This is a genomic window from Streptococcus caprae, from assembly GCF_042649745.1.
Classification (GTDB): domain Bacteria; phylum Bacillota; class Bacilli; order Lactobacillales; family Streptococcaceae; genus Streptococcus; species Streptococcus caprae.
The window spans coordinates 134,664-151,648 of the sequence record NZ_JBHRZV010000051.1 but is presented as its reverse complement, the minus strand read 5'-3'; the positions used below and the strand labels follow the sequence as shown (position 1 = coordinate 151,648).

General features: G+C 42.6%; 11 protein-coding genes and 1 pseudogene. 4 read left to right on the top strand and 8 right to left on the bottom strand.

Going from position 1 to position 16,985, the window contains the following annotated elements; translation table 11 throughout:
* Positions 1-125: 125 nt before the first annotated feature.
* Positions 126-674, bottom strand: a complete 549-nt coding sequence (locus ACFORF_RS09405) for a tRNA (cytidine(34)-2'-O)-methyltransferase (RefSeq protein WP_380427630.1) — start codon at positions 672-674, stop codon at positions 126-128.
* 394 nt (positions 675-1,068) lie between these two features.
* Here ACFORF_RS09405 and trkA point away from each other — a divergent pair, with 394 nt between their 5' ends.
* Both trkA and ACFORF_RS09395 read left to right on the top strand, forming a co-directional pair.
* Complete coding sequence (gene trkA / locus ACFORF_RS09400) at positions 1,069-2,418, top strand: Trk system potassium transporter TrkA (RefSeq protein WP_380427628.1); 1,350 nt, start codon at positions 1,069-1,071, stop codon at positions 2,416-2,418.
* Between the two features lie 5 nt (positions 2,419-2,423).
* Positions 2,424-3,863, top strand: a complete 1,440-nt coding sequence (locus ACFORF_RS09395; RefSeq protein ID WP_380427626.1) for a TrkH family potassium uptake protein — start codon at positions 2,424-2,426, stop codon at positions 3,861-3,863.
* A gap of 429 nt (positions 3,864-4,292) precedes the next feature.
* On the opposite strand, the gene ACFORF_RS09390 is transcribed toward ACFORF_RS09395, so the two are convergent.
* The 5 genes and pseudogenes from ACFORF_RS09390 to ACFORF_RS09370 form a co-directional block, all read right to left on the bottom strand.
* Positions 4,293-5,150: an SH3 domain-containing protein gene (locus ACFORF_RS09390; protein WP_380427624.1), complete on the bottom strand. Its 858-nt coding sequence runs from the start codon at positions 5,148-5,150 to the stop codon at positions 4,293-4,295.
* A 420-nt stretch (positions 5,151-5,570) separates the two neighbouring features.
* Positions 5,571-10,160 (bottom strand): S8 family serine peptidase, encoded by a 4,590-nt coding sequence (locus ACFORF_RS09385; protein WP_380427622.1) that lies wholly within the window; start codon positions 10,158-10,160, stop codon positions 5,571-5,573.
* 668 nt (positions 10,161-10,828) lie between these two features.
* Positions 10,829-11,357, bottom strand: a pseudogene (locus ACFORF_RS09380) (NADPH-dependent FMN reductase); the annotation flags it as partial.
* A 12-nt stretch (positions 11,358-11,369) separates the two neighbouring features.
* Entirely contained in the window at positions 11,370-11,981 is a 612-nt protein-coding gene (locus tag ACFORF_RS09375) for an NADPH-dependent FMN reductase (protein ID WP_380427620.1), read from the bottom strand.
* Positions 11,982-12,139: 158 nt separating this feature from the next.
* A complete protein-coding gene (locus tag ACFORF_RS09370) occupies positions 12,140-13,024 on the bottom strand; it encodes a helix-turn-helix transcriptional regulator (protein WP_380427618.1) in 885 nt (294 codons plus the stop codon).
* Between the two features lie 122 nt (positions 13,025-13,146).
* On the opposite strand from ACFORF_RS09370, the gene ACFORF_RS09365 reads away from it, so the two are divergent.
* Together ACFORF_RS09365 and ACFORF_RS09360 are read left to right on the top strand one after the other, a co-directional pair.
* Positions 13,147-14,640, top strand: coding sequence for an FAD-dependent oxidoreductase (locus ACFORF_RS09365; RefSeq protein WP_380427616.1), 1,494 nt, complete (start codon positions 13,147-13,149; stop codon positions 14,638-14,640).
* 72 nt (positions 14,641-14,712) lie between these two features.
* Positions 14,713-15,903 (top strand): MFS transporter, encoded by a 1,191-nt coding sequence (locus ACFORF_RS09360; protein ID WP_380427614.1) that lies wholly within the window; start codon positions 14,713-14,715, stop codon positions 15,901-15,903.
* A gap of 47 nt (positions 15,904-15,950) precedes the next feature.
* Here ACFORF_RS09360 and yidD read toward each other — a convergent pair whose 3' ends face one another.
* Together yidD and ACFORF_RS09350 are read right to left on the bottom strand one after the other, a co-directional pair.
* Positions 15,951-16,190: a membrane protein insertion efficiency factor YidD gene (yidD, locus tag ACFORF_RS09355; RefSeq protein ID WP_380427612.1), complete on the bottom strand. Its 240-nt coding sequence runs from the start codon at positions 16,188-16,190 to the stop codon at positions 15,951-15,953.
* Entirely contained in the window at positions 16,187-16,912 is a 726-nt protein-coding gene (locus ACFORF_RS09350) for a pseudouridine synthase (RefSeq protein WP_380427610.1), read from the bottom strand. Before ACFORF_RS09350 ends, yidD begins: the two co-directional genes overlap by 4 nt.
* Positions 16,913-16,985: the final 73 nt, after the last annotated feature.

Below are 16,985 nucleotides of genomic sequence, written 5' to 3'. Positions count from 1 at the left end.
TGGATACTTTGTAAATTTACTTCCTTTTTTAGCCATGAGAAAAGAACCTCCTTATAAGAACAGTATAGTACTTTTTATACTGTCCATTATAAGGGGGTCTCTTCATTTTGACCAGCTTTTCTTCATCACTTCAACTTATCCTTTTCATAGGTAAAAGTCTTATCCAGTCCTGCAAAGTCTTGTTGGCGGAGGGCTTCATAGACAATCATACAGACCGTATTTGAGACATTGAGACTGCGCACATGCTGATCATTCATAGGAATACGAATGGCCCTCTCAGCGTTAGCCCTCATAAAATCCTCTGGTAGACCCGTATCCTCACGTCCAAACATAAAATAATGGTCTTGGTCATCCGCATAGGACACTTCCGAATAGGTTGCATCCGCAAACTTAGTCACCAGGTGAAGTTGCCCCTCATAGCCAGCCATAAACTCCTCAAGACTATCATAAAAACAAACATCAAGTTTATCCCAGTAATCCAGACCAGCCCGTTTCATTTTCTTGTCATCAATGGGAAATCCCATAGGACGAATGATGTGGAGCGGACTATTGGTCGCTGCACAAGTTCGGGCAATGTTTCCAGTATTGGCTGGAATTTGTGGTTGGTAGAGCACCACATGGTTGCGGCCTCGCTCCAGTTGCTTGTCTTGCTTTATCACTTCTTCAAGGTTCATGCTTACTTCCTCTTCTTGATTTTTGGGCTTGCTCATAGCAGAGCTAGCTGCTTTTGACTTCTATTATATCACGATTTTTTCAGGCAGAAAAAAACCACGCAACCCGGAGTCAAGCTCAGCAGATTGCGTGGTTAACGGCGTTTCATTACCTTAAATCATAACAGGTTTGATTTAAATTAACGAAATCATGTTCCTAGTATATCACTTTGATTCTCGATGTCAATCGATTTGCCTAAGTTTTTACCAAAAAATTGGAGAATCATGTAATGTTTGTAACAAAACTTTAGTCTCATTTTACAGAAAAATCTCTAGCATTTTAGGTAAAAAAGGAGTATGATAGGTGCTATATGTGCCAGTTAAATGGGAAAAGACTGGCCTGGAGGTTTTAACACACATGAAAATTATCGTTGTTGGTGGAGGAAAAGTTGGTACGGCCCTCTGTCGCTCTCTTGTTGGTGAAAATCATGATGTCGTTCTTATTGAACAAAATAGTACTGTCCTTGAAAAGGTAACCAAACGTTATGACATCATGGGAATTGTCGGCAACGGTGCCAACTACAAGATTCTAGAACAGGCTGATATTGCAGACTGTGACATTTTTGTTGCCCTGACTAACCAGGATGAAGTTAACATGGTTGCGGCTGTTCTAGCCAAGAAAATGGGAGCTAAGGAAACTGTCGTTCGTGTTCGTAACCCTGAATACTCCAACGCTTATTTCAAAAATAAAAACTTCTTGGACTTCTCCATGCTGGTAAACCCTGAAAAATTGGCTGCTCGCTACATTGCCAATACGGTTGAATTCCCAAATGCTCGCTCTGTTGAACACTTTGCCAACGGTCGCGTTATGCTCATGGAATTCAAAATTAAACCTGATAGCAAACTCTGCAAGATGAGCCTGGTCCAATTTCGCCAAAAATTTGGCAACGTTTTGGTCTGTGCTATTGAACGCAATAACGAGGTCATCATTCCTAAGGGAGATGATGTGATTAAGACTGGCGATATCATCTTCGTTACCGGGAGTCGGGTAGAAGTCAATCTCCTCCACAACTTTATCAGACCTCAAGTCGTTAAAAGTCTTATGGTCATCGGTGCAGGGAAAATTGCCTATTATCTTATGGCAATTCTCCAAAATACTCGCCTCAAGGTGAAGCTGATTGAAATAGACGCTAAACGGGCAGAATTTTTCACGGAAGCCTTTCCTAATCTCCATGTGGTGCTTGGCGATGGTACAGCTAAAGACCTCCTCATGGAAGAATCTGCCCTCAGCTACGATGCTGTTGCAACCTTGACTGGCGTGGACGAAGAAAACATTGTCGCTTCCATGTATCTTGAAAAGATGGGCATTAACAAAAACATCACTAAGGTTAACCGCACTAGCCTCTTGGAAATCATTGATAGTCAAGAATTCTCTACTATCGTCACGCCAAAGGCTATCGCTGTTGATTCCATCATGCACTTTATTCGCGGTCGTGAAAATGCGCAAGAACTCAGTCTTGAAGCCATGCACCACGTTGCCAATGGCCAAATTGAGACCTTACAATTTGACATCCTTGATACCAGTAAAATGATTGGTCAGCAACTCTCTACTATCAAGCTGAAAAAGAACATTATCATCGCAGCTATCATTCGCAAAGGCAAAACTCTGGTTCCATCAGGTTATGATACCTTCCAGTTGGGTGATAAAATTATCGTTATCAGCCTCCAACCAAACATCCGTCATATCAATGACCTATTGGCGAGGTAAGTAACATGAATAAAAGTATGGTACGCTACCTCTTAGCCAAGCTTCTCATCATTGAAGCTGGCTTACTCTTTATCCCCCTGATTGTAGCCTTTATCTATCACGAGCCTATGAAGGTCATCACCAGTATCACAGGCACAATCGGCCTCTGTCTCTTGATTGGCTTGGCAGGTAATGCAGTCAAACCCAAGAACCTCCACATCTACACCAAGGAAGGTCTGCTGATTGTGGCCCTGGTTTGGGTCATGTGGTCCTTCTTCGGGGCTCTGCCATTTGTCTTTGCCGGACAAATCCCTTCCATCATCGATGCCTTCTTTGAAGTGTCGTCAGGATTTACAACAACAGGGGCAACAATTCTCCCTGATGTTTCAGTTCTCTCACCTTCTCTCATGTTCTGGAGAAGTTTTACTCACCTGATTGGGGGGATGGGAGTGTTGGTTTTCGCCCTTGCCATTATGGCCAACAATAAGAATGCCCACTTGGAAGTCATGCGAGCCGAGGTCCCTGGACCTGTCTTTGGAAAATTGGTCTCCAAACTAAAAGACACGGCCCAACTTCTCTATATCATCTATCTGGTCATGTTTGCCGTCTTTACCCTCATCCTCTTTTTCGAAGGAATGCCCTTCTATGATAGTTTAATTATCGCCATGGGGACTGCTGGTACCGGTGGATTTACTGTTTACAATGATGGTCTAGCCCCTTATCACTCCTCACTGATTAACTACACCGTGGCAATCGGTATGCTGGCTTTCGGAGTCAATTTCAACCTCTACTACTTGCTCTTGATTCGCAAGTTTAAGGCCTTCTTCGGTGACGAAGAGCTTCGTGCCTATCTCTTAATCGTCCTTAGCGCAACCGTGATGATTGTCCTTAATATTGGTCACCTTTATTCATCACTGGCACAAACCATTGAGTATTCCTTCTTTGAAGTGTCAAGCATCATCACAACTACTGGTTTCGGCTTACTGGACATGAGTAAATGGCCTCTTTTTTCACAGTTTGTCCTACTCCTCCTTATGTTTATCGGTGGTTCAGCAGGTTCAACTGCCGGTGGGTTCAAGGTTGCTAGGGCAGTCATCGTTTCTAAAATCGCTCGCACGCAAGCTCTGTCAACCCTCTATCCAAATCGACTCTTTGCAGTCCATGTCAATGGTCAGGTTCTGGACAAGAAAACTCAACACAGCATTCTTAAATATTTAACAATTTACTTGCTGATTTTCTTAGCAGTCACCTTCTGCCTAACCTTGGATACCGACACATTTATGACAGCTTTTTCGGGGGCCGCCTCAACCTTTAACAATATCGGTCCGATGCTGGGAACGACGGATACCTTTGCCATCTATAGTCCATTTAACAAATTCTTGTTATCGATTGCTATGATTGCTGGGCGATTGGAAATCTACCCAATGCTTCTCCTTTTCCTCCCAAAAACATGGTCTAAGCTATAGTCAAATAAAGAACTTTGAAAAAATCGGTAAGACGCAGAAAGTACTTGGCTACGACCAGGCGAAGACAAGGATGAATCAAAGTTAATTCAATTGATTATATAACAAACAAAGGCTGGGCATAAAGTCCAACCTCACTTCCTAGAGTTCGTTTTAACATTCTAACACAGTGGTTGGGAGCCTTTCTGCTGGCTTTGCCAGCCTAGAAAGTCCCCTGCACAGTTCATTAGGTGCTTTAGCACCAATGAACCACTGCTGAATGAGCTCTAATACACTGATGTTGTCAGCTTTTAAAACCCTAACGAATGTGGGAAACTTTGTTTCCCTTATTTCCAACCTCCAATAGTCACTTCCCTGACTGTTAGAGCTGTGCGGGGGTGGGAGTGAAACGGTCTGAGAAGAGACCGTTTCACTCCCACCCCCTTTTATATTTTAATCAATCACAACATAACGACGAACCCCGGAGGAGCTGACATAGGAAATCCAAGTTTTACCTTCGCTAACAAAAGTCTGGTCATAGTAAACACTCTGTCCAGTGCCATAAGTAAAATCAATCTTTGCATCTAAGCTGGCCTTAGATCGAACAGGTGCATCTTTTGTAAAAATATGGGTACCTGGAGCTGCTAAATTTGATGAAGAATCAGTAGCGACTCCCTCCTCTATAGTAGATTCGTCATCTACTTTAACTGATTCTGGAATTTGAATAGAATTAGAAACCCGATAATATGGCTCATACTCTGCGTTTACAGATTGTCCAACTAAAATGACATCTTGTTGATAAGTCAGCTTATCTCCTAATGTTTGGATTCCCGCAGGTATAAAGTCTACACGACCTCCACCGTAGAGACTATCCGTAAAACCAAGTTCTCCTAAAACTATATTCTCTTCAATCCGTAATATGGAAAGACTGACTTCCCTTTTGACAATTTTACCGTCACGATAGGCTTTGGTGTAGGCCATTAAACCAGTTTGATCAAAAATGAGACCCTGTCCCTGATTATTTTCCCAAGTTCCTACAATACTTGAGTAATCTCCGTTTGCTATTCCTTTGACATCAAGGCCCGTTTGTTTTGTCTCCGGTGCTTGGTGGTAAGACGGCTGAGCTGATGTCACTGCGGTGGATGTTGGATCTTCTTTTTGAGAAATACTAGACTCGTTGACAGTTTCTTTGTCTTGTTTGACTTCCCTATTCTTGTCTTTTTGAACTTGGGTCGTCTCTGTTTTATTATCTTGATGAAAGGCTGAAAGGTCCGTTTCTTCAGTTTCAGAGCAGGCCGTCAGTAAGGCCAAGTTTAGTCAACTTTTTAATATGAATTGCGTTCATCTTAAACCTCCTTGATAACGCTTTTTTATTTTTGTACTCATTATATGACTAAAACATTACTTTGTCAACTATTTTTGTAATACATTTGAAATATTTGTAATTTATTTTTTATAATACAACTTTTAGTTAATGACCAATATTTGTTTAAACGTTTTATGGCCTGATAAATATCAACTTAGATTAGCAAGAACTTTATAATATTGCATTTCAGTGATAAGTTTGGCACTGGCAAGCTCATATTAATTTATTTCCCTCCTCATCCCTCTTCTTTCATACTCTAAATTCCTAGAAAATAAAATAAAATAAACTATACTGTATCTCTATCTCAACTTTCATTGAGGCCATAGAAATACAGTATAGTTTTATGGAATTATTATTTTAGAGGACTAGAGTTTCTCTTTACCAATCCGTAAATAGAGATGACCACCTAGAACACTGAGGACAATTATATAGCCAAGTAGGACTCTAGTCGTAGTCCAACTCTGTTCACCTGTTTCAGGAAGCTTCTCCTGTAACGCTATCGGTTGAACAGAACCACTTGCAGATGAACCCGAAGCTACATGAATAACATGCCTTTTCGCTTTAGGCTCGCTATAATCTGTGGAAGCAAGAATCGCTGGCTGTTTAGGAGCCACCACTGGAACAATTGGGGGCGCTGGCGCCAGTTCCTCCTTCTCTTCAGGTACTATTGGGTTAGGTTGAGGGCTTGGATTTGGAGTCGCTTGTTCCTTACCATCCAAATTCGCTTGAGCCGTTGTTAAGAGTTTCAGAGCTTCATCTACTTCTTTCTGAGTAGCTCCTTCTTTAGCCAGCACCGCCTGTGCTAAGACCAAAGCTTGGTTAAAATCAGATTTGATCATAGCCGAAGCATTCTGATAGCGAACATCTTCATCAGATTGGATTTGCTTAGCATCCGCAACCGCTTGAAGTAAACCTGTTAAATCAGTTGCTTGACCATCTAAGGCAGCCTTGGCTAGCAAGAGAGCTTGAGTTGCTTGGTCAACAGTTTCTTGAGTTTGCTTGCTGGCAATAACTGTTTGCGCATTTTGCAGAGCTTTATCATAGCCCTCTTTTGCTTGAGCAGAGGCGTTATAATAAAGAGCAGAATTAGTCACATCATCCATTGCTGTCGCCATCAACGTCGTCTTATTAACTAATGTTAAGGTCTTCAGCGTTGGGAGATTTGAAGTAACATCAAGTGTCAATTCTTCTAAAATCTCATATCCTGTTGGGAGATTTACCGAGATTGTATAATGACCTACTGGAATATCCTTGCCGTATGTGTGAGCGCTATACTTGGCTGCTGGTAAATTTAGAGTCATGCCATTATCATTGATTAAAGCAACTCTAGTACCCACTGGGAGATCCTGATTAAAGCGAACACTTACAGCTTGAGTCGGTGTCTGTGTGAAGTAGAAATCCGCACTTTGACGACTAACGTCCTCCGTCAGATTAACTGTAACGATACGAGGACTATCTAAAACAAAGCCTTCTGTATCATAAATAAAGAGTTCTACAGTATAGGTTCCAAAAGGTAATTTAACGGTATCAGTGGCATCACCGTTTCTTGGAAGATTGGTCACGAGATTGCCATTAGCGTCTTTGACTGCAAACGAATAGGTTAAGTCAAGAGGCTCTTTTGTCTCACTATCATAAAGATTAAAATCAACCAGGCCCAACTCATTCCCTATTGCTACCAAATCCTCCACCTTGGTAGAGACGATATTTCCAGCAAAGTCTTCAACCGTATAATAGAAATCAGATAGGTCAGCTAGATCTAGAGGTAAGGTAAAGGAGCCGTCAGCATTTTTAGAAATATAGACACGGTTATCAACGAGCTGAAGTTTGCCAGTATCTGCATTGGTTTCAATAGCTGTACTGTTCCCCTCTTCATCTTTGACTAGGTAGAAGACCTGGTCTCTAACGATCGCAGATGGTCCATATTCAATCGCTTTACGTGGGGTGAAGATATAGGTTGATGTATCATAAGTCGCAGTTGTGATAACAGGAGATTGACGATCAATAATAATGTCAAACGCCATCGTTTGAGCTTCTGCTCCTATGACTTCAGGGTAATAAGTCAAGACATATTTGTATAATCCATCTACCAATTCCTGTCCGTTCTTGTCAAGGCCAGAAAATTCTGTTGGAAAAACGATTGATGATTTTTCATTTTTAGGGTCATTGCTAAAGAAATTCTTGTAACCGTCGCTCCCATCACTTTGCCAAAGTGGATTGGACAGCTCAGTATCATCAGCACTATAGACACTAGCAACGAGATTGCGATAGTTTCTGAGAAATACCCCACGAAGGGCTAACGAGTCCTGGTTGCCATCAGCATTTGGAGAGATTGCTAAACGGGGTTGACCAGATTCATCTAATTCCAAGACGAAATTCCCCTCACTATTTTTAAAGGTCCCGAGGGTCTTAATTTCAGAATCCGTTCGCTGATTTTTGTTGGAGTAGACAATATCATTGCTAGTCGTAATGAGACCAGTGAAATTTTCGTTACCTGGAATTGCTTCATCCACTTTAGGCGCAAAATAGACACCGCCTTTTCCGTCTTCAATAAGATCGTACACAGAGCTTTCTAGAACATCTAAATTTTGAAACTCACCACGGAAACCAACATAAGGGATGCTAACCACATCTCCTCCATCAGTAGGATCTAAAAAGCGGACAAAACCTTCAAGATAATAACCGTTTGGCATCAACTTACTGAGTTCCTCTGCATAAGCTGAAGCATCGACCGTAATGTGGACCGTCTGGCTACTATTAGCTGCTACTGTAATGGTTTCTCCTTCAATTTTTGTTAATTCACGAGGTGTCAATGTGATGTAGCCATCTTCAACATTATCAGAGTCTACGTGAGTTACATAGCGGAGCGTCTTAGATTGATCTGTAATATTATGAATCGTGACATCAAAACTGAAGGTGTCTGATACATTTCCTAGAGTAATACTACCATAATCATCACTACCAGTTAAATAAAGACCCGTTGATACGGCAGCTGCAGTATCCAAAATTCCCGCTCCCTGTTGACGGGGAGAGGTATACGCACCAGTTTCAGGAGAGGTATGTAGAGTTGCCGTGCTCATCATCAAATGCTTAATCAGACTCTCAATTTCTTCTAGAGTTTTGTCAGGATAGGCTGAGTTTAAATATTGTTTTACAAGAACCGTTGCACCAGCCACGTGTGGAGAAGCCATACTGGTTCCACTCATCGTCGCATACTTACCGTCATTAATAGAAGAATAAATAGATCCACCTGGTGCTGCTAAGTCTGGCTTTAATTCTCCATCTGCTGTCAGACCCCAACTTGAAAAATCAGAAAGGATACCAGCTTCTTTATTGGCCGCCTTGTCCATCTCTCCTTTAAACATCAGAGTTAAACTCGGATCATTAGCGAGGGCAGTTCCAAATTCATAAGGAATAAAGATGGATGGAATATCCCTTCCCTCAGCATCCAAAGACATGTTGATGTTATTTGCACCAGCTGTATGGTTATAGATGACTACCCCTAGAGCACCATGGGCAGTTGCATTTGCAATTTTCTCTGTAAAGGTCAACTCACCACGTTTAATCAAGGCCAATTTACCTGAAAAATCTTTACCAGTAAAATCTTCTTCACGTCCTAAACCAGCATCAACTAACTCATAAGCCTTATTCGTCTCAAACGCTATTTTACTAACGTTTGGATTGGCAAACGTACTCTTTCCATGGTTGAGCTCTGCATTGTCTTCAAGCCCCAAAATTTGAACAACTTCACTAAAAATAGTCGTGTTATTGTAGGAAGCTACTGAAATCGCATCTTTGGCGGTTGATGGATTCCCAACCAATCCATAGTCTGGATTTTCTGCCAGAGGATTTGATACCCCAGAGCCAAAGGTACCGTCATTACCACCAGCCATAACAACACTAACACCAGACTTTCTTGCATAGGCAATCGCTGTATTAAGTTCATCTCCTGCATTGACAACGGATCCCGCAGCACTTCCAAGGCTCAAGTTAATTGAATCTGCTCCCAATTTGACAGCATCCAAGATAGCTCGGGAATATAGGGCTGGACCTGTTGTGTTATGGACATCTGAGAACACGCGCATAAACATAACTTGAGCTTCTGGTGCCACCCCAGAAATCAGTTCACCACCAACAGGTTCGCTGGGATTTCCTGTCGCAATTCCAGTCACGTGCATCCCGTGAGACTCCGCATCAGCTTCCTTTAATTCTGAATTGGCATCAACATAGTTGTAACCAAAAATAACTTTATCGTTATACCATTTTCCATAGGTCACACCAGCTTTAGCCATTGCAGCAGTCATTTCAGCCTCAGATTTATATTTAGCCTTTGAAAGATCAGAAATAGCCAAGACATCATGCTCAACATCCAAACCGGAGTCAATAATGGCAACGACCATCCCTTCTCCCTTATAACCGGTTTTCCAGGTTTCTGGAACTGTAATAATCGCATTACTATCATTGTTGAGAGGTTGTTCTGAGGAAACTTCAGTCAATTTATTCTCAGATTTAACTGTTTCAGCATCGGTTACCGTTGTCAATCCATTAGCATTTGAGGCAGGAGTTTCAGCTGTATAAACAGGAGTTGATTCTTCACCTTCACCAGCTTCTGTCACATTTGTTCCTGAAACCTCTTTCGATACTTCTTCTCTTTTAGCTGAACTACTGATCGATTCAGTAGCTACAAGTGATTCTGCTTCGGGATTTTCATCTGACAAAGCTGTCACAACAGTGACTTCTTCTGGAGCTACCGTTTCAACAGTTTCCGATGCTAAAACAAGAGGGTTCCCAGTGGGTTCTGTTTGTTCTGCAATCGTTTCAAGTACAACTGGCAAAGCACTTCCACTATCATCAGCAGCTACTTGCTGACCACCTGCAAATAAAAAAACTGCACCTAAAAGAACAGATACAGCGCCAAGTTTTGACTTGCGAAGTGAAAAAACATGTTTCTTTTCCATATATCCTTCTCCTAAAAGATAAATTTATAGCTCATTCAGCTACAAACACATTTAATCATATTTTATCAGAATATTCAATAGTATTTCGAAAATTCACTCAATAATATTTTTATGCGTGAAAGAATTAATCTTTTGATCATTTAAATCTTAGTTGGATGGGACTAAAACAATTGTTCATAGAAAAATGTTTGTGAGTCACTAGCCTCCAAGCCATTAACACTACAGATGTTTTTTATTTTTCCAGGAAAACTGGCCTAAATCTATAAAAAAGAAGAAATGATCTCTTTCTAATCATTTCTTCAATCTTTATACTTTCAATAATTTATCTTTATATACCAAAAATGGAGAACTAAATAAAGTCATTTTTTCTACCTACTATGGATTTTTCAGCAATGGCTCTACCCCTAGATCCGTTTTTAAGTTTTAATTCGGTAAAGTAATCGTATCAAATAGATCTTCTTCCAGAGCGATACCTAAATCCGCTCCAAAAGTTTCATCCAGGATTTTTTCAAATGGATCTGAACTGGTTGAAACAACTGGTACAACTTCTTCAGTGGCATTCCATGATTCAGAAGCACCTGAAGTAGTATCAGCTGAGGTATCTTCAGAATCAGTCACAACTGGTGCAACTTCCACAAGGGTCTTAGCCTGCAAACCTTGGATAAGTTCAACAAAGGCCACAAAGTTTTTCAGACAGGTTTCTAGAAAGGCAACTGTTCCTTCAACCTTGAGATGGCCCTTCTCATCAAAAGCCTCCTTACAGTTCCCCAGTAAAAATTCATTACCCGGCAAGACCATGGCATTGACACCAGGTGCATCGAGGATTTGACGCAGGTGAAGTTGGGCACGAGAGGACCCTTGTTGGTAGTAAGAAGCTCCCATAATCATGGTTGGCTTACCATCAAATGGGTGCAGATTGAAAGATAACCATTCGATAGTGCTCTTAAGGGCAGCTGTAATAGTATGGTTGTGCTCCGGTGTCGCAATAATGACACCATCTGCCTCTTCAATCTTGCGATTGAGATTTTGAATAATCGGATTGTTCGTTTGGTCATTGCTCTGATTAAAGAGAGGAACATCCGCAATTTCTAAGATTTCCAAGTCAAAGAGCTGTGGAAAACGGTAGCCGATATACTGGAGCAGGAGACGATTGTGAGAATGTGGGGCATTTGAGCCTACAATAGCAACAAGTTTCATACAAATTTCCTCCTAATTTACTTGGTCCCAAGAGAACTGTTTCACTGCTTCTTTGTGCTGGGCATGGGTCGCAGTCAATTTAGCTGTGATGGCAACAAAGCGTAGGAAATCTGTAAACAAAGCTTCCAGCTCTGCTATTTTCTTCTCAGAAGTTAAACGATTGTCTTCATTAAAGGCCTGCAAGGAATGGGATAGGTGGAACTCAGAACTTGGCATGATATAGGCACGGAGCTCAGGCGCATCGAGAATTTGGCGCAGTTGAGCCTGGGCACGAGAAGAACCTAGGGTTCCATATGAAGCACCGACAATCATGACCGGCTTATCCACGAAAGGATGCGAACCAACAGAGAACCACTCAAGCGCATTCATGAGGGCCGCTGTTACCGAATGGTCGTACTCTGGTGTCGCAATAATAACACCATCAGCCTCAGCAATTTTGACTTCTTTTTCCTTAACCACGGCAGGCAAATTTCCCATGAGGCTCTTGTTGAAGACTGGAATATCTTTGATTTCCATCAGTTCAATGTCGGCTTGTGGGGCAAAGTGTGTCGCAATAAATTGGAGCAACTGGCGGTTGGTAGACTTGTCGGAATTGGTTCCAACGAGGGCAATGAGTTTTGTCATAGCTTGACCTTTCTTGTATTAAGATATTTCTGTCGCTAGCAAATCTTAGGCAGAAACTTTGTGAACTTAATAACATTATACTCCAACTCTGTTGTCAATTAAATAAAAAACGATATCTAAAAATATGACTTTTTATAACATTCTCAAGGAGATTATCCCTATTCCTCATCTAAAAAAGACAAGGAATGACCTTTTTGGACACGATATTCACGCGGTGTCAGGCCTGTTTGTGCCTTAAAATTACGATGAAAATTCGACAAGGCCTTGTAACCCAGTTCCAAGCTAATTTCTTCCAAACTTTTGGTAGTCATGGTCAGCTGCTCCTTGGCAATTTCCAGCTTGATATGGGTCTTTAGTTCATTAAAAGTCGTCCCATAGAGCGTACGACAGAGTCGAGAAAAATAATTAGGTTGATAGGAAAAATGGGCTGCAGCCTCCTGTAGGGTAATATCGTGAATATGTTCGCGCACGTATTTCATGATAACACCTGACTGGGTATCACGGGTCGCATACTTGACCTCACGGTCTGGAAAATTTGAGCCCGATTTGGAGACCTTGCTCTCATGCTCACGCAAAAGTTCTGTGAAGAGAAGACCTGCCACCTTTTCAATCTGATAGTGACTGTACTGATCAGCATCCTCTATATTTTCCAAGGCCTCAATCGCATCTAAATAAGCATGTACTATCTTAGCCTGGAGATGGTTAAAAATAATATAGGCTTCTCCAACCTGGTCCGTATTCATCAAATCATGAATAATGGCATTATCACCAACCGTATAGAAGGCTATTGAACCTGGAATATCAAAGTAAAGAGAATAGAGACGACCTAAAATAGGGGCACCTGTCTGTGACTGAAAGCTAAAATGAGATAAATCTTGACCAACAATCACATCATAGGGCCGCACCAACAAGTGCTTATTTGGTGTCGTGACCAACTGTTCACTTAACATTTCCATGATGTAGAGGTGTTTGCGACTATCCGACTGTTCCTGTAGGGGAGCAACAGGCGTGTAGGTCTGACAATTTGAAATTAAGGTTACCATAACTGACATTCCATTCTTGACGAAAGATAGATTTCGTCATATTTTTAGATATTTAAAAGGCTTTTTTTCTGTGAAAGGATTCACTTATAATTATAGCATAAAACAAAAGTGAGGAATTTCACATGGTAAAAACTTATACAGTTGATGTCGTCGTTGCAGGTGCTGGTGGAGCTGGTATGTCCGCTGCCCACGCTGCTGCTCAAAATGGACTCAAGGTCCTCGTTCTTGAAAAATTGCCGGCAGTTGGCGGGAACACTAAGATTTCCTCTGGTTTCTTCGCCGTCGAAACTGAAGAGCAAAAAGCTCTCGGCTATCCTGTCACTATCCAAGGTGCTATCAACGAATTGCAGGAACATAACCATTTCTTGTCAAATGGAGCCCTTTTAAAAAATGTCATCACCCATGCCAAAGAAACTCTGGAAGAAATCAAGAGTCTGGGGATGGAAATTGAGCTTAACCCAATTGAAAATACGACACAATTTGCCCACCGTGACAACTACTACCGTGGCGGTGCTTATCATCAATACATGGATAAGGATAGAACCTTCCCAGCCATCCAAAAATCCTTGGAAGATGAAGGGGTTAAGTTTATCTTTGAAGCAACCATGAAAGACCTTATTCAAGAAGATGACGGAAGGATCATTGGTTTGACAGCTGTTGACAAGACTGGGCAAGATATCATCGTCAATGCCAAGGCCAGCATCATCACCACAGGTGGATTTGGTGGCGACAAACGTCGTGTAGCCAAAACCATGAGAACCATCAATATGCGTACTCTGGGTGTTCCAAACATGGGTGAAGGTCTTTCAGCGATGGAAAAAGCAGGTGGTGTCAACATCGATGGTACAGCCCTAATCCACGCGGCACAGATGGCTGAGTCAGTCGTTTCTCAAGATACGAAAGGCAAACAATTAGCTGGTTTTAACGACTCTCCTTTGACTCAACTTCTCCTTTCACCACTTCTCTGGGTAGACCCAAACGGCTCTCGTTTTACCAATGAAGATGTCGTTTACGATACTGTTCAATGGTCAAACGCTGCTTTCGGTGTCGGCTCTAAATACTTCTACATCGCTGACAAAGCAACCTTAGAAAGCTACACAGAAGGCAGCAAATTGGTCATCTCAAAATCTGGTCCTGGTGCTTCTGATGCCAAAGGTAACTTTGTGGCATTGGCAGATGAAGCTGTCGCTCAAGGCATCTGCTTTAAAGGCAATACTCTCGAAGAATTAGCTCAAAATGCCGGTTTTGACCCAGACGCTCTTGCCTTGACCGTCAAAGAGTACAACGAAGCCATCCATGCCAAAGAGGACAAACTCTTCAGCAAACCAGCTGCATCTCTGCAGTACTCTGTTGAAAATGGTCCATACTATGCCTTTATTGGACAAGTTGTATATCTTGGAACAGTTGGCGGAGTTCGTGTTGATAAGGACTTGCGCGTTCTTGATGTCCACATGAAACCAATCCCAGGTCTCTACACTGGAGGGGCCAATGCTGGTGGCTATTATGCCCCTCAAAACTACCCAGCTTACGAAGGACTTGCCTCTGGTTTCTCATGGACTTCCGGGCGCCTCGCAGGTCTTGCAGCTGTCAAAGATATCGCTGCAAAAGCCGACTAATTTTACACTTCATCATTTCTTACAGGTTAGAAATTAACCTAACCTCGACAGATTTACACATAGGAGAATATCATGTCAGAAAAAAAAGTTAATGCGTCATCTTGGCTCTTCAAGGCCTCGCTCTTGTCTCTCTCACTCTTGGCACAGACTGCCCCCTCTATCTCGATTGCTAATACTCAGCTAGTTGAGCAATTCCCAACGGTTTCTCAATCGACTATTGAATTGATTTCAACCCTGCCAAACTTCAGCGTGCTTTTCCTCATCTTGTTTGCGGAAGCTATCGGTAATAAATTTGGTATCAAACGGACTATACTTTTCGGGCTTGGATTATATACTATCGGTGGTGTCTTGCCAGCCGTGGTATCATCCTTCCCAATTATCATCGCTGCCCGTCTCTTGATGGGGCTAGGGATTGGGCTCTTTAACCCTTACTCAGTTAGTCTGATGTACCGTTTCTATGATGGTCAGCAGTTAAAAGGGATGCTTGGTTTCCAAAACACTGCCCAAAACTTAGGGAATGCGGCCTTTGGGTTCCTCCTTTCAGCCCTCATTATCGGTGGTTGGCGGACTGCCTTTGCAGGATTCTTTGTCGGCCTGATTCCCCTCATCATGATTTGGCTCTTTGTTACCATTCCAGATGACAAGGCACAAGGCGAGCAAGCTGCTCCTGCTAAGTTTAACTTCAAGGAAGCGGTCAACACTCACATCTTGCTCCTTGCTCTGCTTTTCCTCGTAGTCTTTGCCATGTTCCTAATGATGACCATTAAGATGGCTGTCTTTGGTCAAGAAACTGGTCTCTTTAGCCCATCTGCTGCCTCCTCTATCCTAGCTTCACTCGGTTTAGCGTCTATGGTTGCAGCACTGCTCTACGCTCCTGTTTCAAAGGTTATTGGTAATTTTATCTTGCCCGTTTCCTTCACAGGTATTGCAGCTGGTTTCTTCATCGTTGCCAATGCCTCTAGTGTTGCCATGGTCACAGCTGGTGTCGTGGTAGCTGGTATTTTCTTTGGTTGGGTCTTTCCACAAGCCTTCCTTCGTGTGGCTCAAGTTGGTCCTAAAAATGGTGGAACGCTGACCACTTCTGTTATCCTTATGGGGATTAACCTGGGGGCAGCCTTTGCAGCTCCGATGATTAACGCAGTATCAGGTACCTTTGGCTTTACCAATACTGCTGGCGTCCTCACCTTCTGCGGATTTGGCTTCGCTACCCTGGCCATCTTTGAATACATCTACAACGTCTTTGACAAGAAAAAACAAGCTTAGACCTCGTAGAAATAGCATTTTAAAAAACTGACCGCCAATCTTGACGGTCAGTTTTCTTGATTTCTTCTCAGTGTAAAATGATCTGGAACCGGATCGTCACCACCTGGTACAAAGGGATGGCAGCGAAGAATGCGGGCCAGCCCCATCAAGACTCCCTTGGCCCCATGTTTTTCGATAGCACCAATCATGTAGTTAGAACAGGTCGGACTATAGCGACAAGAGGGCGGAAAAAGAGGGGAGATGGCCCGTTGGTAAAAACGTACAGGCGCGATTAAGAGTTTTTTCATTTGGTCTTATTGATCGCCGCATTGTGGAGCTGGCTGACTTCCTTTTTATTAAGCCTACGAGCTTCTCCTGGACGAAGGCCGGTCAAGTCCAAGGTCCCAAATTTGGTCCGTGAGAGCTTATCTACGGGCATGCCAATAGCTTCAAACATCTTCTTGACCTGGTGATTGCGTCCCTCATGGATGGTCAGCTCAACCACCGAACGGCCCTTTTCAGGATCAACCTTGATAATATTGTAACGGGCTGGTTTAGTTTTCTTACCATCGATGACCACACCCTTGGTTAAGGGACGGAGATTTTCCTTGTTGGCTAGGCCCTTGACACGAGCAACATAGACCTTGTCAATCTCATTTCGGGGGTGGATCATCTTATCGGTAAAGTCCCCATCATTGGTCAAGATGAGCACCCCAGTTGTGTCCCAGTCTAGACGACCAACCGGATAAATCCGCTCCTTGACCTGGGGCAGGAGGTCGATGACGGTCTTTCTTCCCTTCTCATCAGAGACACTGGAAATAACGCCTTTGGGCTTATTGAGGAGGTAATAAACCTTCTCCTCGTTGTAAATTGGGCTTCCCTCAACTTCGACAACATCACCTGATTTAACAGTCGTTGCCAGTTCACGGACAACCTGTCCATTGATGGTAACCAACCCCTGCTTGATCAGCTCCTCCGCCTTACGACGGCTGGCTACGCCTGCATGGGCAATGAATTTGTTAATACGCATCTGCTTTAATTTCCTTGTTCCTTCGTTTCTTCTATTGCCAAATCTGCTTCACTTGGTAGAGTTTCTATATTTC

Coding starts and splice junctions, on each gene's coding strand:
- ACFORF_RS09360 (WP_380427614.1), top strand. CDS start 14,713: ATGTCAGAAAAAAAAGTTAATGCGTCATCTTGGCTCTTCAAGGCCTCG.
- yidD (WP_380427612.1), bottom strand. CDS start 16,190: ATGAAAAAACTCTTAATCGCGCCTGTACGTTTTTACCAACGGGCCATC.
- ACFORF_RS09385 (WP_380427622.1), bottom strand. CDS start 10,160: ATGGAAAAGAAACATGTTTTTTCACTTCGCAAGTCAAAACTTGGCGCT.
- ACFORF_RS09350 (WP_380427610.1), bottom strand. CDS start 16,912: ATGCGTATTAACAAATTCATTGCCCATGCAGGCGTAGCCAGCCGTCGT.
- ACFORF_RS09375 (WP_380427620.1), bottom strand. CDS start 11,981: ATGACAAAACTCATTGCCCTCGTTGGAACCAATTCCGACAAGTCTACC.
- ACFORF_RS09395 (WP_380427626.1), top strand. CDS start 2,424: ATGAATAAAAGTATGGTACGCTACCTCTTAGCCAAGCTTCTCATCATT.
- ACFORF_RS09405 (WP_380427630.1), bottom strand. CDS start 674: ATGAACCTTGAAGAAGTGATAAAGCAAGACAAGCAACTGGAGCGAGGC.
- ACFORF_RS09370 (WP_380427618.1), bottom strand. CDS start 13,024: ATGGTAACCTTAATTTCAAATTGTCAGACCTACACGCCTGTTGCTCCC.
- trkA (WP_380427628.1), top strand. CDS start 1,069: ATGAAAATTATCGTTGTTGGTGGAGGAAAAGTTGGTACGGCCCTCTGT.
- ACFORF_RS09365 (WP_380427616.1), top strand. CDS start 13,147: ATGGTAAAAACTTATACAGTTGATGTCGTCGTTGCAGGTGCTGGTGGA.